Origin of the sequence: Saccharothrix sp. CB00851 (assembly GCF_001905065.1) — a bacterium.
Lineage (GTDB): Bacteria > Actinomycetota > Actinomycetes > Mycobacteriales > Pseudonocardiaceae > Actinosynnema.
In genome coordinates, this window is sequence record NZ_LWLC01000002.1 from 55396 (window position 1) to 77349 (window position 21954).

24 protein-coding genes and 1 tRNA gene are annotated in these 21954 nt (G+C 70.8%); 11 read left to right on the top strand and 14 right to left on the bottom strand.

Annotated elements, in window-relative coordinates; genetic code table 11:
* Positions 1 to 29: 29 nt before the first annotated feature.
* Positions 30 to 2780, bottom strand: a complete 2751-nt coding sequence (gene aceE, locus A6A25_RS04485) for a pyruvate dehydrogenase (acetyl-transferring), homodimeric type (protein WP_073886472.1) — start codon at positions 2778 to 2780, stop codon at positions 30 to 32.
* A 295-nt stretch (positions 2781 to 3075) separates the two neighbouring features.
* Here aceE and A6A25_RS04490 point away from each other — a divergent pair, with 295 nt between their 5' ends.
* The 3 genes from A6A25_RS04490 (at position 3076) to A6A25_RS04500 (ending at position 4193) form a co-directional block, all read left to right on the top strand.
* Positions 3076 to 3507 (top strand): DUF3052 domain-containing protein, encoded by a 432-nt coding sequence (locus A6A25_RS04490; protein ID WP_073886473.1) that lies wholly within the window; start codon positions 3076 to 3078, stop codon positions 3505 to 3507.
* A 109-nt stretch (positions 3508 to 3616) separates the two neighbouring features.
* The gene (locus A6A25_RS04495; RefSeq protein WP_073886474.1) at positions 3617 to 4075 is read left to right on the top strand and encodes a peroxiredoxin; all 459 of its coding nucleotides are present in this window, start codon (positions 3617 to 3619) and stop codon (positions 4073 to 4075) included.
* Positions 4076 to 4121: 46 nt separating this feature from the next.
* Positions 4122 to 4193, top strand: a tRNA-Val gene (locus A6A25_RS04500).
* Positions 4194 to 4357: 164 nt separating this feature from the next.
* On the opposite strand, the gene A6A25_RS04505 is transcribed toward A6A25_RS04500, so the two are convergent.
* Both A6A25_RS04505 and A6A25_RS04510 read right to left on the bottom strand, forming a co-directional pair.
* Complete coding sequence (locus A6A25_RS04505; RefSeq protein WP_198932567.1) at positions 4358 to 4615, bottom strand: hypothetical protein; 258 nt, start codon at positions 4613 to 4615, stop codon at positions 4358 to 4360.
* The gene (locus A6A25_RS04510) at positions 4612 to 5187 is read right to left on the bottom strand and encodes a bifunctional DNA primase/polymerase (RefSeq protein WP_073886475.1); all 576 of its coding nucleotides are present in this window, start codon (positions 5185 to 5187) and stop codon (positions 4612 to 4614) included. Before A6A25_RS04510 ends, A6A25_RS04505 begins: the two co-directional genes overlap by 4 nt.
* A gap of 131 nt (positions 5188 to 5318) precedes the next feature.
* Between A6A25_RS04510 and A6A25_RS04515 the strand changes: the two genes are divergently transcribed.
* On the top strand, positions 5319 to 6533 hold the full coding sequence (locus A6A25_RS04515; protein WP_073886476.1) for a helix-turn-helix domain-containing protein: 1215 nt from the start codon (positions 5319 to 5321) through the stop codon (positions 6531 to 6533).
* Positions 6530 to 7057 (top strand): flavoprotein, encoded by a 528-nt coding sequence (locus tag A6A25_RS04520; RefSeq protein ID WP_073886477.1) that lies wholly within the window; start codon positions 6530 to 6532, stop codon positions 7055 to 7057. Before A6A25_RS04515 ends, A6A25_RS04520 begins: the two co-directional genes overlap by 4 nt.
* 109 nt (positions 7058 to 7166) lie before the next feature.
* On the opposite strand, the gene A6A25_RS04525 is transcribed toward A6A25_RS04520, so the two are convergent.
* The gene (locus A6A25_RS04525) at positions 7167 to 7688 is read right to left on the bottom strand and encodes a DUF6119 family protein (RefSeq protein ID WP_073886478.1); all 522 of its coding nucleotides are present in this window, start codon (positions 7686 to 7688) and stop codon (positions 7167 to 7169) included.
* Between the two features lie 476 nt (positions 7689 to 8164).
* Here A6A25_RS04525 and A6A25_RS04530 point away from each other — a divergent pair, with 476 nt between their 5' ends.
* A complete protein-coding gene (locus A6A25_RS04530; RefSeq protein WP_073886479.1) occupies positions 8165 to 8455 on the top strand; it encodes a hypothetical protein in 291 nt (96 codons plus the stop codon).
* 24 nt (positions 8456 to 8479) lie between these two features.
* Positions 8480 to 9511 (top strand): saccharopine dehydrogenase family protein, encoded by a 1032-nt coding sequence (locus tag A6A25_RS04535; RefSeq protein WP_073886480.1) that lies wholly within the window; start codon positions 8480 to 8482, stop codon positions 9509 to 9511.
* Here A6A25_RS04535 and lipA read toward each other — a convergent pair.
* Genes lipA through A6A25_RS04550 form a run of 3 tightly spaced genes read right to left on the bottom strand, consistent with a single transcriptional unit; the run spans position 9486 to position 11926 of the window.
* Entirely contained in the window at positions 9486 to 10490 is a 1005-nt protein-coding gene (gene lipA, locus A6A25_RS04540) for a lipoyl synthase (protein ID WP_073886481.1), read from the bottom strand. The genes A6A25_RS04535 and lipA overlap by 26 nt on opposite strands.
* Positions 10491 to 10505: 15 nt before the next feature.
* On the bottom strand, positions 10506 to 11447 hold the full coding sequence (locus tag A6A25_RS04545; RefSeq protein ID WP_073886482.1) for an oxidoreductase: 942 nt from the start codon (positions 11445 to 11447) through the stop codon (positions 10506 to 10508).
* A 20-nt stretch (positions 11448 to 11467) separates the two neighbouring features.
* Complete coding sequence (locus A6A25_RS04550; RefSeq protein WP_073886631.1) at positions 11468 to 11926, bottom strand: hypothetical protein; 459 nt, start codon at positions 11924 to 11926, stop codon at positions 11468 to 11470.
* 131 nt (positions 11927 to 12057) lie between these two features.
* Here A6A25_RS04550 and A6A25_RS04555 point away from each other — a divergent pair, with 131 nt between their 5' ends.
* Together A6A25_RS04555 and A6A25_RS04560 are read left to right on the top strand one after the other, a co-directional pair.
* The gene (locus A6A25_RS04555) at positions 12058 to 12699 is read left to right on the top strand and encodes a TetR/AcrR family transcriptional regulator (RefSeq protein WP_073886632.1); all 642 of its coding nucleotides are present in this window, start codon (positions 12058 to 12060) and stop codon (positions 12697 to 12699) included.
* A gap of 49 nt (positions 12700 to 12748) precedes the next feature.
* Positions 12749 to 13681, top strand: a complete 933-nt coding sequence (locus tag A6A25_RS04560; RefSeq protein ID WP_073886483.1) for an LLM class F420-dependent oxidoreductase — start codon at positions 12749 to 12751, stop codon at positions 13679 to 13681.
* A 47-nt stretch (positions 13682 to 13728) separates the two neighbouring features.
* Here A6A25_RS04560 and A6A25_RS04565 read toward each other — a convergent pair whose 3' ends face one another.
* From A6A25_RS04565 to lpdA, 6 genes are all read right to left on the bottom strand, one after another.
* Positions 13729 to 14577, bottom strand: a complete 849-nt coding sequence (locus A6A25_RS04565; protein ID WP_073886484.1) for a hypothetical protein — start codon at positions 14575 to 14577, stop codon at positions 13729 to 13731.
* Between the two features lie 88 nt (positions 14578 to 14665).
* Positions 14666 to 15409, bottom strand: coding sequence for a lipoyl(octanoyl) transferase LipB (gene lipB, locus A6A25_RS04570; RefSeq protein ID WP_073886485.1), 744 nt, complete (start codon positions 15407 to 15409; stop codon positions 14666 to 14668).
* The gene (locus tag A6A25_RS04575) at positions 15396 to 15992 is read right to left on the bottom strand and encodes a phosphatase PAP2 family protein (protein ID WP_073886486.1); all 597 of its coding nucleotides are present in this window, start codon (positions 15990 to 15992) and stop codon (positions 15396 to 15398) included. The genes lipB and A6A25_RS04575 overlap by 14 nt, the downstream gene beginning before the upstream one ends.
* On the bottom strand, positions 15992 to 16876 hold the full coding sequence (locus A6A25_RS04580; RefSeq protein WP_073886487.1) for a TIGR01777 family oxidoreductase: 885 nt from the start codon (positions 16874 to 16876) through the stop codon (positions 15992 to 15994). Before A6A25_RS04580 ends, A6A25_RS04575 begins: the two co-directional genes overlap by 1 nt.
* 142 nt (positions 16877 to 17018) lie before the next feature.
* Positions 17019 to 18779 carry a 2-oxoglutarate dehydrogenase, E2 component, dihydrolipoamide succinyltransferase gene (sucB, locus tag A6A25_RS04585; RefSeq protein WP_073886488.1) on the bottom strand — a complete coding sequence of 587 codons (1761 nt, stop codon included), beginning with the start codon at positions 18777 to 18779 and terminating at the stop codon, positions 17019 to 17021.
* Between the two features lie 54 nt (positions 18780 to 18833).
* Positions 18834 to 20204, bottom strand: a complete 1371-nt coding sequence (lpdA, locus tag A6A25_RS04590; protein WP_073886489.1) for a dihydrolipoyl dehydrogenase — start codon at positions 20202 to 20204, stop codon at positions 18834 to 18836.
* Positions 20205 to 20380: 176 nt separating this feature from the next.
* Between lpdA and A6A25_RS04595 the strand changes: the two genes are divergently transcribed.
* Positions 20381 to 20701 (top strand): oxidoreductase, encoded by a 321-nt coding sequence (locus tag A6A25_RS04595; RefSeq protein ID WP_073886490.1) that lies wholly within the window; start codon positions 20381 to 20383, stop codon positions 20699 to 20701.
* A 12-nt stretch (positions 20702 to 20713) separates the two neighbouring features.
* Here A6A25_RS04595 and A6A25_RS04600 read toward each other — a convergent pair whose 3' ends face one another.
* Positions 20714 to 21283 carry a TetR/AcrR family transcriptional regulator gene (locus tag A6A25_RS04600; protein ID WP_073886491.1) on the bottom strand — a complete coding sequence of 190 codons (570 nt, stop codon included), beginning with the start codon at positions 21281 to 21283 and terminating at the stop codon, positions 20714 to 20716.
* Positions 21284 to 21332: 49 nt separating this feature from the next.
* Between A6A25_RS04600 and A6A25_RS04605 the strand changes: the two genes are divergently transcribed.
* Positions 21333 to 21941, top strand: a complete 609-nt coding sequence (locus A6A25_RS04605; protein ID WP_073886492.1) for an NAD(P)-dependent oxidoreductase — start codon at positions 21333 to 21335, stop codon at positions 21939 to 21941.
* Positions 21942 to 21954: the final 13 nt, after the last annotated feature.

Here is a 21954-nt window from a genome sequence, read left to right on the forward strand (position 1 = left end):
GTCGCGACCGCCCCCGAGCCGGTTGACGATCAGGCGAGGCCGGCGTCCGAGGTGGACGGGCCCGCCGCGCCCACGTCGTCGATCTTGTACTTGCGGGCGGCCTGCACGACCAGCGACTGCTGGATCTCGCCGCGCTTGGCCAGCGCCGCCAGCGTGGCCACCACGACCGACTCGGCGTCGACCAGGAAGTGCCGCCGCGCCGCCGGGCGGGTGTCGGAGAAGCCGAACCCGTCGGTGCCCAGTGTGGTCATGTCCGTCGGCACGTACGGGCGGATCAGGTCCGGCACCGCGCGCATCCAGTCCGACACCGCCACGACCGGGCCCGCCACGTCCGCCAGCGCCTGCGTGACGTACGGCACGCGCGGCTCCTGGTCGGGGTGCAGCAGGTTGTGCCGGTCGACCTCGACCGCCTCGCGGCGCAGCTCCGAGTACGACGTCGCCGACCACACGTCGACCTGCACGCCCCACTCCTCGGCCAGCATCTGCTGCGCCTTGATCGCCCACGGCATCGCCACGCCCGAGGCGAGCAGCTGGGCCCGCGGCCCGGCCTGCGCCGGCGCCGGCTGGTACCGGTACAGGCCCTTGAGCAGGCCCTCGACGTCCAGGCCCTCCGGCTCGGCCGGCTGCTGGTACGGCTCGTTGTAGACGGTCATGTAGTAGAAGATGTTCTCGGCGTTCTCGCCGTACATCCGCCGCAGGCCGTCCTTGACGATGTGCGCCACCTCGAACGACCACGCCGGGTCGTACGCCACCACGGCCGGGTTGGTGTGCGCCAGCAGCAGCGAGTGCCCGTCCGCGTGCTGCAGGCCCTCACCGGTCAGCGTGGTGCGGCCGGCCGTGGCGCCCAGCACGAAACCGCGCGCCATCTGGTCCGCCGCCGCCCACAGGCCGTCGCCGGTGCGCTGGAACCCGAACATCGAGTAGAAGATGTAGATCGGGATCATCGGCTCGCCGTGCGTTGCGTAGGACGTGCCCGCCGCGGTGAACGACGCCGTCGAACCGGCCTCGTTGATGCCCTCGTGCAGGATCTGGCCCTGCTCGCTCTCCTTGTACGCCAGCATCAGCTGCGCGTCCACGGAGGTGTACAGCTGCCCGTTCGGGTTGTAGATCTTCTGCGCCGGGAACATCGAGTCCATGCCGAACGTGCGCGCCTCGTCCGGGATGATCGGCACGATCCGCGCGCCGATCTCCGGGTCCTTGGCCAGGTCGCGGACCAGCCGGACGAACGCCATCGTGGTGGCGACCTCCTGCTTGCCCGAGCCCTTGCGCACCACGTCGTAGACCTTGTCGCCGGGCAGCACCAGCGCCTTGGACTTCGCCCGCCGCTCGGGCACGAACCCGCCGAGCTGGCGGCGCCGCTCCAGCAGGTACTGGATCTCCGGGGAGTCCTTGCCGGGGTGGTAGTACGGCGGCAGGTACGGGTCCAGGTCCTTGTCCTCGATCGGGATGCGCAGGCTGTCCCGGAAGAGCTTCAGGTCCTCGTGGGTCATCTTCTTCATCTGGTGCGTGGCGTTGCGCGCCGCGAAGTGCGGGCCCAGGCCGTAGCCCTTGATGGTCTTGGCGAGGATGACCGTCGGCTGGCCGACGTGCTCGGACGCCGCCTTGTACGCCGCGTAAACCTTGCGGTAGTCGTGGCCGCCGCGCTTGAGGTTCCACACCTCGTCGTCGGTCATCGGCGTGACCAGCTCCTTGGTGCGCGGGTCGCGCCCGAAGAAGTGCTCCTTGACGTACGCGCCGTCATTGGCCTTGTACGTCTGGTAGTCGCCGTCCGGCGTGGTGTTCATCAGGTTGACCAGCGCGCCGTCGCGGTCGGCGTGCAGCAGGGAGTCCCACTCACGGCCCCAGATGACCTTGATGACGTTCCAGCCCGCGCCGCGGAAGAACGCCTCCAGCTCCTGGATGATCTTGCCGTTGCCGCGCACCGGGCCGTCGAGGCGCTGCAGGTTGCAGTTCACCACGAAGGTCAGGTTGTCCAGCTGCTCGTTCGCCGCGACCTGCAGCAGGCCCCGCGACTCCGGCTCGTCCATCTCGCCGTCGCCGAGGAACGCCCAGACGTGCTGGTCGGAGGTGTCCTTGATACCGCGGTCGTGCAGGTAGCGGTTGAACCGCGCCTGGTAGATCGCGTTCATCGGGCCCAGGCCCATGGACACCGTGGGGAACTCCCAGAAGTCCGGCATCAGCCGCGGGTGCGGGTACGACGGCAGGCCGCCGCCCGGTCCGGCGTGCGAGAACTCCTGGCGGAAGCCGTCGAGCTGCTCGGCGGACAGCCGGCCCTCGAGGAACGCGCGGGCGTACACGCCGGGGGAGGCGTGGCCCTGGATGAACACGTGGTCGCCGCCGCCGGGGTGGTCCTTGCCCCGGAAGAAGTGGTTGAAGCCGACCTCGTACAGGCTCGCCGACGACGCGTAGGTCGAGATGTGGCCGCCGACGCCGACGCCGGGCCGCTGCGCGCGGTGCACCGTCATCGCCGCGTTCCACCGGATCCAGGCCCGGTAGCGGCGCTCCACCTCCTCGTCGCCGGGGAACCACGGCTCACGCTCGGTGGGGATGGTGTTCACGTAGTCCGTGCTGGTCAGCGAAGGGACACCGACGTGGCTCTCCCTGGCCCGCTCGAGCAGCCGCAGCATCAGGTAGCGGGCGCGCTGCTGCCCGCCGCCCTTGAGCGCGGCGTCGAACGACTCCAGCCACTCCGCGGTCTCCTCCGGGTCGATGTCCGGGAGGTGGGCGGCCAGACCGTCACGGATGACGCGTACCCGCTCGGGGGTGTTCTGCGGGGCCAAGGGATCTCCTCGTTCCGGGGTCTTCTCAGCTCCATCGTCACCCGCCAGGCACGGTCCCGTCACCTCTACCGGTGAGTAACTCTGGATCGTTTCCTCGCGCGCGCGAATAAGAGGTGTGTAGAGCGTGCCTCATCCGGTCGGAGTACCGCACTCGGGGGTACCCGATGCGGCGTGTCTTGGCCGTTACGGTTGCGCGTGGCGGGGCTGACAGTGTTCGCTAGCCGCGACTGGTAGTGACATCGCGCGGCAGTCGTACCCCGGCTGCCGCTCTTGTGTACTTGGAGGAGTGAAAGCCGTGGTCGCCGCGGAAGACGCCGGCAAGATCGGTGTCGCCGACAGGCTCGGGATCGACCCGGGCAACGTGGTCCAGGAGATCGGCTGGGACGAGGACGTCGACGACGACCTCCGTGCCGCGATCGAGGAGCGGGTGGGCGGTGATCTGCTCGATGAGGACTCCGACGAAGTCATGGACGTGGTCCTGCTGTGGTGGCGCGAGGAGGACGGCGACCTCGCCGACGCCTTGATCAACGCCACCACGGGCTTGGCGGAGGACGGCGTGATCTGGGTGTTGACGCCCAAGACGGGTCGCGCCGGTCACGTCGAGCCGAGTGACATCGCCGAGGCCGTGGCCACCGCGGGGCTCGCCCAGACCTCCAACATCACGGTGAGCGGTGACTGGTCCGCGACCAGGCTCGTCGCACCGAAGTCGGCCAAGTCGAAGCGCTAGCCGCGCCGAGTCGCCGACCGCCCATGCCCTAGGCTCGACGGCGGGCTCCCCGATCGGGTGGAGCCCGTTCTTCGGGTTGCCCGGTTAGCGGCGTTTGTGGAGGGTTTGCATGGTCGAGGTCGGCGCTCAGGCCCCGGACTTCACGCTCAACGACTACAACAAGCAGCCCGTGACGCTGTCCTCGTTCCGCGGGGAGCGCAACGTGCTGCTGGTGTTCTACCCGTTCGCGTTCAGCGGCATCTGCACCGGCGAGCTGTGCCAGGTGCGCGACGAACTGGCCGCGTACGAGGACGAGAACGTGCAGGTCATCGGCGTGTCCGTGGACACTCCGTTCAGCTTGAAGGCGTGGGCCGCCCAGGAGGGCTACCAGTTCCCGCTGCTGTCGGACTTCTGGCCGCACGGGCAGGTCGCCCAGGCCTACGGCGTGTTCAACGAGCAGGCCGGCCTGGCCAACCGCGGCACGTTCCTCATCGACACCGCCGGCGTGATCCGCTACGCCGAGGTGAACGCCCCTGGCGAACCCCGCGACCAGGAGGCGTGGAAGAAGGCCGTCGCCGCCCTCTCCTGACAACTCCTGATACCTTCCCGGCGCCGCCTCACCACCGGCGCTCCACGGGCGCGTAGCTCAGCGGAAGAGCACTCGGTTTACACCCGAGCGGTCGCAGGTTCGAATCCTGCCGCGCCCACTGTGTCCCCTGGGGGTGCAACCCCCAGACCCCGCCCGGCGGGCTCCGCCCCCGGACCCCCGCCGTGGCTGTCGCCCCTGGCCCCCGCGTTGGCGGCCTTCGCTTCAGCGCTTCGCGCCTCCGCTCCGCCCGTCGAGCCTCACGTCGGGGTCCCGTTGCGTGCTTCAGGTTGCGTCGAGCCAGACGAGGTGGGCTCGGCGAACTCCGGCCGACTTGGAGCTGATCTCGAACAGGGTGCGGGCGTGTTCAGGGCTCTGAGAGGCGAGGTGGAAGTCGCCTTCCACCGAGTTCACCTCGGCGCGGCCCCCGTAGGCGAGGCCGTAGCCCGCGACGCGGATGTCCTCCGCGTCGCCGTACTCCTCCACGATGGCGAAAAGCCGTGGGGCTTCACCGGTGGCCAACTCACGCATCGACTCGTTCACGCGCTCCTCCTCGCGTAACCCTGGATGAGGTCCGCCAGCGCGTCGGCGGGCACCGGTTGGCTGCCTGCTTGCTCCGGCGTGATCAGCCAGATCACCGGTGTGGTGTCGAGAGCACTCGGTGGCAGCGGCATGGGCATTCCCGCGTCCACCACCCGTGCCTGGTCGCTCATCAGCACTGAGGGCAGCGGTGGGTGCACGAGGAAGTAAGCGATCGGCAGGTTCGGGAAGGCCGGCACCGGTGTCGGCAGGGCAGCGAACCGAGAATCGTCTGCCAGGGACATGACCAGCGACTCGGACACCGCGAAGGCGCCCAGGCGCTCACCGGTCACGGTGAGGACGTTCGGTTCGCGGGTACCGGGCGGAGACCACCACTCCCGCACCAGCGCGGCATCAGTGGTCGCTTCCGCGGTCGGTACCAGGCACGGATTGGCGACTCGCCGTTCAGTCACCGGGTCGGCGAAGTGTCCGTTGTGCCAGATAGCTCCCGGCAGCACCGGCCAGCCCATCTCGGCGTAGCTCAGGGCCGCTTGCAAAGCCGTCTGCGGCGGCGTGTTCGACGTGCTGGTCCGCAATGTCCTGCCCTTCCTCGGAGTGATCTTCGGCCAAGGTAGGGACCACTGAGCGTCACGGGTTGTACAAAATGTGTGACGATCTGCCGGCTAGGCTGGTCGTCGCACCCGCCGACGACCAGCGGAGGAGTCGGATGTCGGACACTCCCGACAAGATCGGCGAACGCGTCCGTTACTGGCGCCTACGTCGCAACCTCGGCCGCAAGCAGTTCGCGGACATGATCGGCCGGTCGACGTCGTGGCTGGACAAGATCGAATCCGGCGAGCGCAACCTGGTTCGCCTGCCGACCATCGACTTGGTGGCCGACGCGCTGTCGATCGACCCCGCAGTCCTCACGGACGGGTCGGCAGCGGCCCGTGCCGCGAACTGCGTGGACACGGCAGAGGTCACGGCGATCCGCGCCGCGCTGGGCCGCTACCCGGGCCTGGCCGCATCCGCCCGGGAACCGCGTGCGGTCGCCCAGTTGACCCGCCAGGCCGACTACCTCAACCACGCCTGGACGTCTTCGCACTTCACCACGGTCGCCCAGCACCTCCCGACGCTGCTGGAGGCCGCACAAACAGCGGCGCTCACCGCACCACCCGCCGAACAGGTCGCCACCCACCGGGTCCTCGTCACGACCTACCGCATCGCCTCCTCGGTGCTGCTCAAGTTCGAGAGCCACGACATCGCCTGGCTGGCGGCCGACCGGGCCATGCACACCGCGCTGGCGGTGGACGACACCTGGTCACAAGCACGAGCCACCCGCAGCGTCGCCCGAGCGATGACCGCCGCACGCCAGCGCACCGAGGCGGTCCACGCCCTCTTGGACATGTCCGAGCGGATGCGTCCCGCGGTGTCCAAGAACCCGAGCGACCTGCTTCCCCTCCACGGGATGCTCTACCTGACCGCCTCGATCACCGCTGCGAAGCAGGAGGACGCAGCCCTGGCCTTGACGATGCACGAGGAAGCGACGCGGGCCGCCGAACGCATGGAACCCCACTACGACACCAGCGACACCCAGTTCGGCGCAGCCAACGTGGCCATTCACCGCGTCGCGGCCCTCGTCCGCCTCTACGAGGCCGAGGCTGCGCTCCGCTTCGCCGAATGCATCCCGGCCGGCGCCATCAACGCCCTGCCACCGGAACGCCGGGCCAACTACTTGCTGGACCTGACCCAGGCCAACACCCACCGCGGCAACTACGCCGATGCCGTTCGCACCCTGACCCAGGCCGAGCGCATCGCGCCAGAGGAAGTCCGTTGCCGACCGGTGGCCCACAGCCTCCTGCGCACCCTGCTGTCCGTCACCACCGGTGAACCCTCCCGTCAAGTCCGTCAGCTAGCCCACAGAGCCGGAGTGCCCGCATGACAGAGCGAGTCCTGTACCTGATGGTCTGCGGCGCGGGCCCGGCGGACCAGGTCGAAGTCGTCATCAGCCTCGCGCAGGGCAGGGGGTGGTCGGTCTACTGCGTGGCCACCCCGGCCGCGGTCGAGCACTTTCTTGACCTTGAGAAGGTCGAACACCTCACCGGTCACCCCGTACGCACCGGCTACCAGCGTCAAGGGCAGGCAGCGCTACCGCGTGCCGACGCGGTCGTGGTCGCGCCCGCGACCTACAACACGATCAACAAGTGGGCGGCCGGGATTGCCGACACGTACGTGCTGACGCAACTCGCCGAGCTGACCGGGCTCGGTGTGCCGATCGCCGTCCTGCCCTTCGTGAACACGGCGCTCGCCGCCAACCCCGTCCTGCACCGCAGCATCGACGCGTTGCGGGCGTCGGGTGTGCGGGTGCTGTTCGGCGAGGACGGCTTCCGGCCGCACCCACCGAGAACCGGGGGCAGCGTGCTGGCCGACTACCCGTGGCACCTGGCCCTCGACGCCATCGAGTAGGTGTGTGCTCCGACGACGACCACGACTAGCGGCGGGGTCGGCTGATCGCACGGCGCCGATCGAACCACCGGCAGGCGGTGAAGTCCGTCGCCTGATCAGGTGGCGGCGCTCAAGGGCACCCGGCCAGTCTCGCGCCTACCACGTGATCCTCGTCGTCGGAGCGCTGCCCGAGCGAGCGCCAGATCGCCTCACAGCACGGCTCAGGGGCCGACACGGGTTCGGTGTGCCCCACCCGGTGCCAGCGGCCTTCGTGCAGGCGGTAGGTGCGGCCGTGGAGGGTGGTTTCGAAGGTCAGCCAGTGGTCCAGGGGGATCGGGGCGGTGAGCAGTTGTTCGCGTTCCTGGTCGGCGCACGGGATCAGGCGGGACTGCTTCAGCTCGTCCGTCCGGGCGAACTCGGGGATGTGGGCGAAGCGGGCGGTGACGGTGGTGACGTCCAAGGTCGCGTCCAGGGGAAGTGGGCCGTAGCCGCCCACGTCGTTGGAGCGGAACGCCACCGTGTCGCGGGCCCGGTCCGCCGCGGCGGCGGGCCAGCGCAGCGCCAGTCGACCGAACCGGGTGCTGCCGCCCAGCGCGGCGGCGAGTCGGCGTTCCAGTGCGGGGAAGGGGGTGTCGTCTTCGAGGGCGTTCACGGCGGGCCGGTGCTCCTTCTGCGGGGTGGCGGAAAAGTGCGGGAATTGGTGCGGTGAATCGACGATGGCGCACGGGAGGGTGAAACGGCCGGGTCGGTCGGTGAGTGGTGAGAGGGCAGAGCCGGGTGGCGAAGTCGATCACGGCAAGCCGATGAGGTGCGGTGACGGGATGGGTGGCCGTCTTCGGGCACGCTGCGGTGAGACGTTTGGTCGGTTCGGGTAGCGGTGGCCGGAAGACAAGTCGCTCGTTCGAGTGATTAGGCGGCTCGTTGGTGACGGTCGGCTGGTGAAAACGATTTTCGGTAAAGGCGGGATATCGGTTCCGCCGAATTGTCCGACCGGCAGCCGGACCGTTCGGCGCACGGGAGCGTCCGCTCGCCCCTGGTAGGCCGAACGGCGCATTAGGGGCTGCTAACCAGGTCCCCCTATGTGACATCCCCCTATACCGGAGCGTGTCGAGGACGTAACTTCCTCGCATGTCGCCCAGGACGGTCACCGCGGTGGTCGGTGTCGCGTTCTTCCTGGCCGGGTTGCTGATCATGCTGCTGCCCCTGTCCACCGACACGCCGGCGGGGGTTCCGGTCGCCTGCGGCAACAGCGTGGGCATGGGGTTCGACGAGGTCGCGGTCGAGGCCGAGGGTGCGGCGTTCGTCGAGATCTGCGGTCGGTTGCGGATGGAGCGGTTGGCGTGGGCGGCACCCGTGACGGTCGTGGGGATGTTGTGCGTGGCCGGGACCTTCGTGGTGCGGCGCAAGTCGTCCGCGTAGCTACCTGCGAGTAGCTTCTACCGCATGAGGTGGATGGTCTACGGCGCTTACGGGTTCACGGGCACGCTCGTCGCGGAACTGGCGGTGCGGCGCGGGCTGCGGCCGGTGCTGGCCGGGCGGGACGCGGCGAAGGTGCGGCCCCTGGCCGAACGGCTCGGGTTGGAGCACCGGGTGTTCGGGCTTGAGCAGGCGGCAAGGGCACTGGAGGACGTGGACGCGGTCGCGCACTGCGCCGGGCCGTTCTCGGCCACCTCCGGGCCGATGGTCGACGCCTGTCTGAAGAGCGGCACGCACTACCTCGACATCACCGGCGAGATCGACGTCTTCGAGGCCGTGAGCCGACGTGACGCCGAAGCCAAGGCGGCCGGGGTGGTACTGCTGCCCGGCGCCGGGTTCGACGTCGTGCCCACCGACTGCGTCGCCGCCCTGCTGCACGCCGCCCTGCCCACGGCCACGCACCTCGACCTCGCGTTCCTGGTCCAGGGCGGTGCCAGCGCGGGCACGGCGCGAACGGCCGTCGAAGGCTCGGGTGGCGGCGGACGGGCCCGCGTGGACGGCGAGATCCGCGGCGTCCGGCTGGGCCACCGGCGGCGCACGGCGCACTTCCGCGACCGGCCGAGGGAGGTCGGTGCCATCCCGTGGGGCGACGTGAGCACGGCCTACCGGTCCACCGGCATCCCGAACATCACCACGTTCACCACGATCCCGGGCGTGCTGGGCAAGCTCCAGCCGTTCACCGCGCCCCTGCTGCGCACCAAGGCCGCGCAACGGCTCGGCACCGCGTTGGCCAAGCGCATCGGCGGCCCGGACGACACCACCAGGGCCAGGACGCGCAGCGAGGTCTTCGGCGAGGCCTGGGACGGCGACGGCAACCGGGTCCGCGCCGCGCTCACCGGCCCGAACGCCTACGACCTCACCGCCGACTCGGTGGTCAAAGCGGTCCAAAGGCTGGCCGACACGACCCCCGGCGCGCACACGCCGTCCAGCGCCTTCGGAGCGGACTACGTCCGGGCGCTGGACGGCGTGGTGGTCAGCGAGCCGACAGCAGTGAGGTGATCTCCTGCGCGGCGCTGCCCGCTTCGAGCAGGTGGCGCAGGTTCTCCGGCAGCACGTCGCCGCGCTTCTGCACGGCCTGCGCGTACAGCCGGCCCGCGCGGTAGGACGAGCGGACCAGGGGACCGGCCATGACACCGGAGAAGCCGATCCGCTCGGCGGTCTCCTTGTGCGTCACGAACTCCTCCGGCTTGACCCACCGCTCCACCGGGTGGTGCCGGGGCGAGGGCCGCAGGTACTGCGTGATCGTGATGATCTCGCAGCCCGCGTCGTGCAGGTCGCTCAGCGCCTCGGTGACCTCGTCCGGCGTCTCGCCCATGCCCAGGATCAGGTTGGACTTCGTCACCAGGCCCGCCTCACGGGCGGCGGTGATGACCTCCAGCGACCGCTCGTAGCGGAACGCCGGCCGGATGCGCTTGAAGATGCGCGGCACGGTCTCCAGGTTGTGCGCCAGCACCTCGGGCCGCGACGAGAAGACCTCCGCCAGCTGCTCGGGCACCGCGTTGAAGTCGGGGATCAGCAGCTCGACGCCGGTGCCCGGGTTCATCGCGTGGATCCGGCGGACGGTCTCGGCGTACAGCCAGGCACCGCCGTCCTCCAGGTCGTCACGCGCCACGCCGGTCACGGTCGAGTAGCGCAGACCCATGGCCTGCACCGACTCCGCCACCCGACGCGGTTCATCGCGGTCGAGGTCGGCGGGCTTGCCGGTGTCGATCTGGCAGAAGTCGCAGCGACGCGTGCACTGCTCGCCACCGATCAGGAAGGTGGCCTCCCGGTCTTCCCAGCACTCGTAGATGTTGGGACAACCGGCCTCTTCGCACACCGTGTGCAGGCCCTCGCGTTTGACCAGGCCCTTGAGCTCCCGGTACTCGGGGCCCATCTTCGCCTTGGTCTTGATCCACGAGGGCTTCTTCTCGATGGGCGTTTGGCTGTTGCGGACTTCCAGCCGCAGCAGCTTCCGACCTTCAGGTACGACGGTCACGACTTCAACCCTACGTCACGAGGGGTCGGGCGCGACGCCCGTGAGCTTGGCCGTCAAGTCCCACAGCCGGCTGGCCGCGAGCTCGTCCCGGGCGGCCGTGGTGGACCTCGCCGGAGCCGGGTGGCCGCGCGTCTCGCGGAACCCGTCCGGACCGTAGTAGCCGCCCGGTTCGACGTCCGGCGCCGTGGCCGCGTAGAGCTGCGGCAACGCCCCCACCTCGACCGACTGCAGGACGAGGTTGACGATCTTGCCGCCGAGGCCGAGCAGCGCGCTGCCCCGCGCCCGCGCCATGTTGGAACTCAGCTCGGTGCCCGTCATGCCGGGGTGGGCCGCGACGGACGTCACGTCCAGGCCCGCCGCACGCGTGCGCCGGTCCAGCTCCCTGGCGAACAGCAGGTTGGCCAGCTTGGACTGCCCGTAGGCGCCCCACGACGTGTAGCGGCGCACCTCGTAGTTCGGGTCGGCCAGGTCGATCCGGCCCGCCTGGTGGGCCAGGCTCGACACGGTGACCACGCGTGCGCCCGGCCGGGTGCGCAGCGCGGGCATCAGCAGCCACGTCAACGCGGCGTGGCCCAGGTGGTTGGTGCCGAACTGGCGCTCGAAGCCGTCGGCGGTGCGCCCCAGCGGCACCCCCATCACGCCCGCGTTGTTCACCAGCACGTCCAGCGCGTCACCCGTGCGTTCACGCACCGAAGCCGCGGCCGCGCGCACCGACGACAGGTCGGCGAGGTCCAGTCGCACCAGGTCGGCCTTGCCGCCGGTGGCGAGCACGCGCTCCAGTGCGCGTTGCCCGCGTTCGGGGGACCGGCAGGCCAGCAGGACGTGCGCGCCCTTGCCCGCGAGCACCTCGGCGGTGCGCAGGCCGAGACCCGAGTTGGCCCCGGTGACCAGTGCGGTGCGCCCGCTCTGGTCCGGGATGTCCGCGATGTCCCACTTCCGGGCGATCCACTTCGGCATGGTCAATACCTACCAGGTGGTCAGGCGCTCTTGGCGAGCCTGCGGTGCCTGCCCGGCACGACGGCGGGCCGCGTGCGGACCAGGTTCGCGAACGCCGCGCCGACGCGGGCGATCTCCGCGCTCGGCTCGGACAGCTCCGCCAGGCCCGCGGTGAGCGCCAGCAGGCGCTGCTCCCGCTCGATCGCCTCGGTGGACGTCAGGTGCGCGTCGAGCACCGCGCGCAGCACCGGCTGCTCGGCGGCCAGTGCGCGCCACGTGCGGGCGACGGTCTCGACCCGGTCGTCGTCGCTGTCCTCCAGCGCCGTGCCGAGCCGTCCGGTGAGCTGCTGCATCCAGCGGTAGTGCAGGGCCAGGAGCAGCTCGTCCTCGGTCGCGAACAGGTCGCGGTCGAACGTCAGGGGTGCCGCGGGATTCCCCGCCGCGGCGCGGAGCACGGCGTCCAGAGCGTCGCGCCGTCGGTAGAAGTCGGACCAACTCATGATCACGCCCTCCTCTCGTGGTGACCGGCGTCATACCTCAGGTCTGTGGCATACCGTCGGTATGGCCGATAGGGCGAACATACCACGAGTACGTACCGCCGGTATGTCGTACGGTTGTGAACGTGGTGACAGTGCGGTCGAGGCGGTTGGACTACTCCGAGTCGACGAGGCAGGCCCTCGTGGACAGTGCCGTGGAGCTGTTCACCAAACGGGGTTACGCGGGCACTTCGCTGGACGAGGTGGCGAAGCGGGCACGGCTGACGAAGGGTGCGCTCTACCACCACTTCAGCGGCAAGCAGGCGTTGTTCGAGGCCGCCTTCGACTCGGTCGAGACCAAGTTCATCGAGAAGCTCGGCGAGATCGTCAGCGCACCCGGTGACCCGTGGGAGACCGCGATCGCGGGCCTGCGCGCGTACGTGCGGGTCTGCCTGGAGCCCGCCTACCAGCGGATCGTGATCCACGAGGCGCCGGTGGTGATGGGCTGGGAGCGCTGGCGCGAGGCCGAGGAGCACTTCAGCTACGGCCTGCTGCGCTCCACGATCGAGGTCCTGGTCACCTCCGGCGAGCTGGAGCAGCTGCCGGTGGAAACCATGAGCCGGCTGCTCTTCGGCGCGCTCTCGGCCGGTGCCAGCACGATCGCCGGCGCGTCGGACCCGCGCAAGGCCAGCGCCGAGGTGGAACGCACCATCGTCCGCGTCGTGGAAGGGCTCCGGATCCGGGAGGACGCGCCCGCGCCACCCGAGGAGAAGCGGTCCCGCTCACGTCGCCGGTGACCGAACTCCGGATCGCGAGCCCGTCCTCCGGCCGACTAGCGTCAACCGGGTGGAACTCCGCATCTTCACCGAGCCCCAGCAAGGGGCCTCCTACGACGACCTGCTGGCGGTGGCGCGTGCCGCCGAGGCCGCGGGCTACGACGCGTTCTTCCGCTCCGACCACTACCTCAAGATGGGCGGCGTCGACGGCCTGCCCGGCCCGACCGACGCCTGGATCACGCTCGCCGGCCTGGCCCGCGACACCAGCACGATCCGGCTCGGCACGCTGATGACCGCCGCCACCTTCCGCCACCCCGGCCCGCTGGCCATCTCCGTGGCACAGGTGGACCAGATGTCCGGCGGACGGGTCGAGTTCGGCTTCGGCGCGGGCTGGTACGAAGCCGAGCACACCGCGTACGGGCTGCCGTTCCCCTCCACGGTCGAGCGCTTCGAGCGCTACGAGGAGCAGCTGGAGATCATCACCGGCCTGTGGAACACGCCCGTCGGCCAGACCTACGACTTCTCCGGCAAGCACTACACCCTCGCCGACTCGCCCGCCCTGCCCAAGCCCGTGGCCAAGATCCCGGTGCTGGTCGGCGGCACCGGTCGCAAGCGCACGCCCGCGCTCGCGGCCAGGTTCGCCGACGAGTTCAACCTGCCGTTCCAGCCCGTGGACAACGCCGTCGAGGTGCTGACCCGGGTGGACGCCGCGTGCGCCGAGATCGGCCGCGACCCGGCGGAGATCACCCGTTCCGCGGCCCTGGTCGTGTGCGTGGGGCGGGACGACGCCGAGGTCGCCCGCCGTGCCGCCGTCATCGGCCGCGAGGTGGACGAGCTGCGGCAGAACGGCCTGGCCGGCACGCCCGCCGAGGTGGTCGACAAGCTGGGCTCGTGGCGCGAGCAGACCGGCATCAGCCGCGCCTACCTGCAGGTACTCGACCTGGCCGACCTCGACCACGTCGAGCTGATCGCGGCGGAGGTCGCGCCTGGGCTGCGCGGCTGACACGGCGGTGGGCAGGACGGCTCGTCCTGCCCACCCACGCCGGACGCCTACGAGAGGCTGACCTGGAAGTCCCGCAGGACAGCGGGCTCCACCAGGGCCAGCCGGACCAGCCGCGCCAGCTCACCCGCGCGGGCGAACCACGACTCGTCGACCTCGCGGATCAACACCGCCGCACTGCCGACCCGCCCGGCTTCCCGCACGCCGAGGACGACCGTGACGATCCCGGGCAGCACCGCGCACGCTTGGCCGACGTGCTCCCGGACCGACCCCACCCCGGCCAACGCCCGGTTCACCTGTGCCGCCGTGCCCGCCCACGTCCCCCTGGCCCACGGCCGCCGCCCCTCGTAGCCGCGCGGCACGTCGGGCAGCCTCCCGAGCACTTCGAGCTGCAACCGCGGATCCCGCAGATACCGCTCGACGTCCACCGACCGCCCGAGCACCAACCGCAACGCGTCGACCAGGAACGCCGGCCGCCCTCCCACCCGCACGCTCACCAGGTCCGCGGCCGCCCGGTCGCCCTCGACCATCACCGCGACCACCTGGTCCAGCGTCACGAACCGCCGCGGATCGTCCGCCTTCACCCCGTTCGTGGACGCGATGCCCAACGCCCGCAGCGCCGCCTGATGAGCCTCACCGTCGCCGAGGCAGTACCGCTCCCACTCGCCGACGCGCACCTTCTCGTCCCGCCGCACCAGCCCGCCCTCGACGGCCTTCGCGTACGCGCCCAGGTGGAAGACCGTCCCCGCCGCCCCCAACGGCTGCGGTTCGTGCGGACGCCACGAAACCCGACCACCCCTCCCGTCGTCCAGCACCGCGGCCACGTTTCGCCGGTTGGCGCGCAACCAGCCGAGCCAGTCGTCCGGCTCGGCGGCGGCCATGGGCAGCAACGTGGCCATCCCGCAGGTTTGGAACAGACGCCGTCGAGTCAGGAGCACGACAGGTCTCCCCTCATTCCGCCATGGCGGAACCCTAGAGGGAGAGCCTTCAGGCTGTCTGTACTGCGAAAGTGACGCCCGCGGCGGCTGGCTGCGTACGGACCAACGTGCGATCGGTCAACGGCAGGTCACCGTTCAGGGCGTCCACGACCGCCTGGCGCGCCAGCGGCAGCACCTCGGCCACGGTCACGTCCCGGCCCAGCTCGTGCGACAACGACGCCACCCCGGCGTCCCGGATGCCGCACGGGATGATGTCGCCGAACGCCGACAGGTCCGCGTCGCAGTTGATCTCGAACCCGTGCATGGTGACGCCACGCTGCACCCGGATCCCGATCGCCGCGACCTTGCGCTCCACGCCCTTGTCGTCGGCGGGCACCCACACACCGCTGCGCCCCTCGACCCGACCCGTGACGACGCCCAGCTGATCGCACACGTGGATCAGCGCCTGCTCCAGCCGCCGCACGTACTGCACCACGTCCAACGGCTCCGCCAACCCCACGATCGGGTAGCCGACCAGCTGCCCCGGGCCGTGCCAGGTGATCTTGCCGCCCCGGTCCACGTCGATGACCGGCACGTCACCGCCCTTGGGCCGCTCCTCGGGCTCGGTGCGCCGACCGCACGTGTAGACGGGCGGGTGCTCCAGCAGCAACACCGTGTCGCCGACCGCGCCGTCCGCGCGAGCCTCGGCGAGTTCGCGTTGCAGGTCCCACGCGGCCAGGTAGTCGATGGTGCCCAGCTCACGCACCTCGATCGGGTCCGTCGAGGTGCGGCAGGAAAGGTCAGGACTGCTCACGTCTCGACAGTACGCCCACCGGCAGCAGCCCCAGGGCACGGGCGACGACCAGCCCCACGCCCACCACCGCCAGCACCGCGCCGACCGTGTCGGTGAACCAGTGCATCTCCAGCACGACCCGGCTCGCCGCCGTCAGCACCACCGCCGTGGCCGCCAACGCCACCGCGACCTTCAGGTACCGCCGGGCCAGCCACGCGCACAGCACGACACCCGTGAACGCCACGGACGTGACCGCCGTCACGTGTCCGCTCGGGTAGGCCCACTTCGGGAACTCGATCGGCCGCACCCGCTGGTACCAGTACCTGGCGAACAACGTCGACCAGCAGACCGCCAACAGCACCGCGCCCCGCGCCAACAACGGGTCCTTCGCCAGGAAGGCGCGCAACCCCAGCGAGATCAACGCGATCGTGGCCAACCCCGGGCTCAGCACGAAGCTCACCACCGCCGACGCGTGCACGAACCCCGGCCCCAGCTCCACCGCACCCTGCCGCAATCCCTCGTCCAGCCAGGGCGGCTCGTCGCGCACGGTCAGGCCCAGGACCATCGAGGCCAGCGCCAGCACGACGCCGACGAGCGCGCCCATCACCTCTCGACGGCCGCCGCCACGGCCGCACCGAGCGCGGGGTGCAGGAACTGGAAGCCGCGCTGTTCGAGCACCCTCGGCACGGCCCTCTGACCGGACAAGAGCCCTTCCTCCGCCATCTCGCCCAAGACGGCTCTCAACACGAACGACGGCGCCACCCACGGCGTCGGCCGGTGCAACGCGTGCCCCACCGTCCGGGTGAACTCGGCATTCGTCACCGGACCGGGCGCGGTGAGGTTCACCGGCCCCGCCACGTCGTTCTCGACCAGGAACCGGATCGCCGCGATCGCGTCGTCCAACGAGATCCACGGCATGTACTGGCGCCCGTCACCCAGCCGCCCACCCAGGAAGAACGTGAACAACGGCTTGATCTTGCCGAACAACCCGCCGGACGGGCTGATCACCAGCCCCGTCCGCATCCGCACCACCCGCGCGTGCCCCTCGGCCGCCGCCGTCGCCGCCTCCCACTGCCGGCACAACTCCGCCAGGAACCCGGTCCCCGACGGGCTGCTCTCGTCGACCACCTCGTCACCGGTGTCGCCGTAGTACCCGATCGCGCCGCCGTTCACCAGCACCGGCACCCCGTGCTCCACCACAGCCGCCGCCAACACCTCCGTCGGCACCGTCCGGCTGTCCAGCAGCACCTGCTTGCGCGCGTCACTCCACCGCTTGTCCGCGACGCCCGCACCGCACAGGTTCACCACCGCGTCCACGCCGTCCAGGGTGCCCGCGTCGATCCTCCCGGCCGGCGGGTCCCAGCCCCGCTCGTCCGGCGCCGCGGGCCGCCTCCGCACCAACCGCAGGACCTCGTGCTCGGCACCGCGCAACGCGGCGACCAGACTGGTGCCGATCAACCCCGACGATCCCGCGACGACGACGCGCATGCGTTGATCGTCTCGCAGCAGGGCCCCGGTTGCACAGCAGCGAACGTGTCACCCGCACCACGCCGGGCCACAACGCTTCGGACAAGCCACAAGGCCGCCCCCCACGAGCACGGGGAGCGGCCTTGTGGTCGGACCGGAACTCCTACAGACCCAGGTCAGCCTCGAACGAGCCCTCTTCGAGCCGGTTCTTCACCGTCGTGAGGAACCGACCCGCGTCGGCGCCGTCGACCAACCGGTGGTCGTAGGTCAGCGCCAGGTAGGCCATGGACCGGATGGCGATCGTGTCGTCGCCGTTCTCGTCGGTGATCACCACCGGGCGCTTCTTGACCACGCCCACGCCCAGGATGCCGACCTGCGGCTGCTGGATGATCGGCGTGTCGAACAGCGCGCCGTTGCTGCCCAGGTTGGTCAGCGAGAACGTGCCGCCGGTCAGCTCGTCGGGCGTGAGCTTGTTGGCCCGCGCCCGCGCCGCCAGGTCGCCGATCTTGTGCGACAGGCCGGCCAGGTTCAGGTCGCCCGCGTTCGCGATCACCGCGTTGAGCAGGCCGCGCTCGGTGTCGATCGCGATACCCAGGTGCTCGGCACCGTGGTACACGACCTCCTTCTTCTCCTCGTCGATCGACGCGTTCAGCACCGGGTGCTGCTTGAGCGCCTCGACCGCCGCCTTGGCGAAGAACGGCAGGAACGTCAGCTTCGTGCCCTCGCGCTGCTCGAACGCGGCCTTGGCCTTGTTGCGCAGCCGGGCGATCTTGGTGACGTCGACCTCGAACACCTGGGTGAGCTGCGCCGAGACCTGCAGCGACTCACGCGTGCGCTGGGCGACGATCTGGCGCAGCCGGGGCAGCTTCTGCACCGTGCCGCGCTTGCCGCTGGTGTCGACCGGCGCGGAGGCCACCCGCTGAGCGGGCGCGGACGCCGCGGCGGGCTTGGGCGCCTCCGCCTTCGGGGCCTTCTTGGCCTCGACCGCGGCGAGCACGTCCTGCTTGCGGATCCGGCCGCCGACACCCGTGCCCTTGAGCGTGGCCAGGTCGATGTCGTTCTCCGAGGCGAGCTTGCGCACCAGCGGCGTCACGTAGGGCGCACCGTTGGACGAGGAGTCCTCGGCCGGCGCTTCCTGCTCGGGCGCCTCCTGGACGGGAGCCGGCGCGGGCTTCGGTGCTTCCTGGACCGGCGCGGGAGCCGGCTTGGGCGCTTCCTGGGCGGGCGCGGGTGCCGGAGCGGCGGGCGCCGGGGCGGGCTTCGGCGCTTCCTGCGCGGCGGGCGCGGGCGAACCCGAGCCGATCACCGCGAGCTGCCCGCCGACCTCGACGGTCTCGTCCTCACCGGCGGTGATCTCGAGCAACGTGCCCGCCACCGGCGACGGGATCTCGGTGTCGACCTTGTCGGTGGACACCTCCAGCAGCGGCTCGTCGACCTCGACCGAGTCGCCGACGGCCTTGAGCCACCGGGTCACGGTGCCCTCGGTGACGCTCTCGCCCAACGCGGGCATGGTCACCGGCGTGCCCTCGGCCGAGCCACCACCCGACGGGGCGGGTGCCTCGGCCTGCGGTGCGGCCCGCGGCGCGGGCTCCGGCGCCGACTGCGGCTCGGGCTGGGCCTCCTCGGCGGGCGCGGCGGCCTCGCCGGAGGTCGAGTCGGACGTGTCGGCCGACGCGCCGGACTCGGAGCCGTCGCCGATGACGGCGAGCTCCGCGCCGACCTCGACGGTCTCGTCCTCCTGGGCGACGATCTTCTGGAGCACGCCCGCGGCGGGCGACGGGATCTCGGTGTCGACCTTGTCGGTGGACACCTCCAGCAAGGGCTCGTCGACCTCGACGCGGTCACCCTCCTGCTTCAACCAGCGGGTGACCGTGCCCTCGGTGACGCTCTCGCCGAGTGCGGGCATTTGGACGGAGAAGGCCATCGTTCGCTGACTCCTCGTGCGTGGGTCGGGGATCGGCTGACTGGGGTGCGACGGTCAGCCGTGCACGTGCAGCGGCTTGCCGGCCAAGGCGAGGAAGGCCTCGCCGAGGGCTTCTGTCTGGGTCGGGTGGGCGTGGATCAGCGGAGCCACGTCCTCGGGGTACGCCTCCCAGCTGTAGATGAGCTGGGCCTCACCGATCAGCTCGCCGACCCGCTCGCCGACCATGGTGACACCGACCACCGGGCCGTCGGGCGCCTTGACGAGCTTCACACCGCCGGCGGTCTTCAGGATCTGGCTCTTGCCGTTGCCGGCGAGGTCGTAGACGAACGTCTCGACCGAACCGTACTTCTCCTTGGCCGCGGCCTCGGACAGGCCGACGGAGGCGACCTCGGGCTTGCAGTAGGTGACGCGCGGGATGCCCGCCTCGTCGATGACCTTGGGGTTCTGCCCGGCGATGTCCTCGGCGACGAAGATGCCCTGCTGGAAGCCGCGGTGCGCGAGCTGCAGGCCGGGCACGATGTCGCCGACGGCGTACACGCCCGGGACGCTGGTGCGCAGCCGCTCGTCGGTGATGACGAAGCCGCGCTCCATCGTCACGCCGGCCTCCTCGTAGCCGTGGCCCGCCGTGTTGGGGCCGCGGCCGACGGCGACCAGCAGCAGGTCGGCGTCCAGCACGTCGCCGGATTCGAGCGTGACCGACACGCCCGACTCGCTCTGCGTGGCGCCGGTGAACTTCACGCCGGTCTTGAACTTGATGCCGCGGCGGCGGAACGCGCGCTCCAGCTGCTTGGACGCGTACTCGTCCTCGGCCGGGACCAGGCGGGGCAGCGCCTCCACGATGGTCACGTCCGCGCCGAACGAGGCCCACACGCTGGCGAACTCGACGCCGATGACGCCGCCGCCGAGCACGACGACCTTCTCCGGGATGAAGTCCAGGTTGAGCGCCTGGTCGCTGGTGATGATCCGGCCGCCGATGTCCAGGCCGGGCAGGCTGCGGGCGTACGAACCGGTCGCCAGCACGACGTTGCGGCCGGTGTAGCGCTGCCCGTCCACCTCGACGGTGTTCGGGCCGACGAACTTGCCCGCACCCTCGACCAGGGTCACCTTGTTGGCCTTGACCAGGCCCTGGAGACCCTTGTAGAGCCGGCTGACCACGCCGTCCTTGTACGAGTTGACGCCCGCGATGTCGATGCCCTCCAGCGAGGACTTCACGCCGAACTGGTCACCCTCGCGCGCGTTGTCCGCGACCTCCGCCGCGTGCAGCAGCGCCTTGGTGGGGATGCAGCCGCGGTGCAGGCACGTGCCCCCCAGCTTGTCCTTCTCGACCAGGATGACGGACAGGCCGAGCTCGGCCGCGCGGAACGCGCAGGCGTAGCCGCCCGAGCCGCCACCGAGGATCACAAGGTCGGCGGAGGTGTCGGTCACGGATTCTCCCTGGAGAGCTTGATGCCTTACTCCGCGCGGGTGCGCGCGTGTAGTTGCCATCTTGTCACTACCGCGCGAACGCCCGCGACGCGGTGTCGGTCTTGGGGCGATTTGGCCCCACCTTCACACCCGCGCCGGCACCATGGTCGGCAGAGGTCCTTGCAGGAGGTGGCCCGGTGGGGCTGTTCGACCGTTTTCGCAGGAAGCAGCGCCCTGGCGTGCTCCGGGCGTCCACGTCCACGGACACCGGGCACCTGGAGCGGTGGGCCGCCGCGCGCCGCGGTGTGGAGGCGTACGTCGAGCCGAAGACGACCGTGACGGAGACCACGGTCGTGCTGGTCGCGCACGACGGTGAGTGGACGCGTCGCCGGATCGACGGCACGGAGGGCGCCAAGCGCCTGGCCAAGAAGCTGGAGATCCCGATCTACGACGCGGGCATCGTGGGCTACCCGAAGCGGATGCGGGAGTACTCGCGGCGCAAGGGCCAAGGGGCCTGACCGGCCCGGCCGTCAGGCTTGGCCGATCCCGTCCCACAACGTCCTGACCAGCGCTTCCGGGTCCGTCGGCCGGTCCGAGAAGAAGCCCAGGAACGCCTGGTACTGGCACGCGCCCAGCAGCAGGTCCGCCGCCGACCCGGCGTCGAGCACCGCGGGCAGCCGCCCCGCACCCCGCTCGGCCTCCAGGTACCGGGCCAGCATCTCCGGCACCGTCCCCGGCCCCACCCCGTGCGCCCGCAGCGCCTCGCGGTGCGCGGCCAGCAGCGCGGGCTCGGAGAAGATCGACGCGGCGATCGGGAACGTCTCGACGTAGAACGCGATCGCGGTCCGCGCGACGTCGACCAAGGTCTCGCGCACGTCACCCCGGCCGGCCTCCAGGCCCGCCAGCAGCCCGGCGAGGTCGGTCGGCGTCCGTTCCCGCAGCACGGCCAGGAACAGGTCCGTCTTGTCCGTGAAGTGCTTGTACAGCGCCGCTTCCGAGAAGCCCGCCTCCTTGGCGATCTCCTTGGTGGTCGCCCGCGCGAGCCCCTTGGTGCGCATGACGTGGGCCGCCGCGTCGAGCATGCGGTCGCGTGTGCTCATAAGGTTACCCTAGTGGTTAGTAAGTACTCACCAACCGAAGGGCGGGCCCATGCGCATCACGGTTCTCGGAGCGAGCGGCGGTACCGGGACGAAGATCGTCGAGCTGGCCCGGGAAGCGGGCCACGACGTCACCGCGATCGTGCGCACGCGCAACGGCCGCGACACCGTGGCCGACGTGATGGACCCGGACTCGATCGGCCCGCACGTCGCCGGTGCGGACGCCGTCGTCTCCGCCATCGGCCCGCGGGCGGTGCGTCAGCCGACGTCCGTGCAGACCGACAGCACCAGGTCGGTGATCCTGGCGATGAAGACGCACGGCGTCCGCCGGCTGGTCGTGGTCAGCAACAGCGGCATGGTGGTCGACGGTGACGGCCCGTTCACCCGCTACCTGGTCAAGCCGGTCCTGCGGCAGGTGCTCAAGCACCCGTGGGGCGACATGGCGCGGATGGAGGACGTCGTGCGCGCGAGCGGTCTGGAGTGGACGATCGTCCGCCCGCCGCAGCTGACCGACGGGCCGCGCACGGACACCTACCGCACGGCGGTGGACACCAACGTGCGCGGGGGCATGCGGGTGTCCCGGGCCGACCTCGCGGCGCTGGTGCTGCGCTGCGTGGTCGACCCGGGAACCGCTCGCCAGGCGATCAGCGTGGCGGACTGAGCGGGAGGCCGGG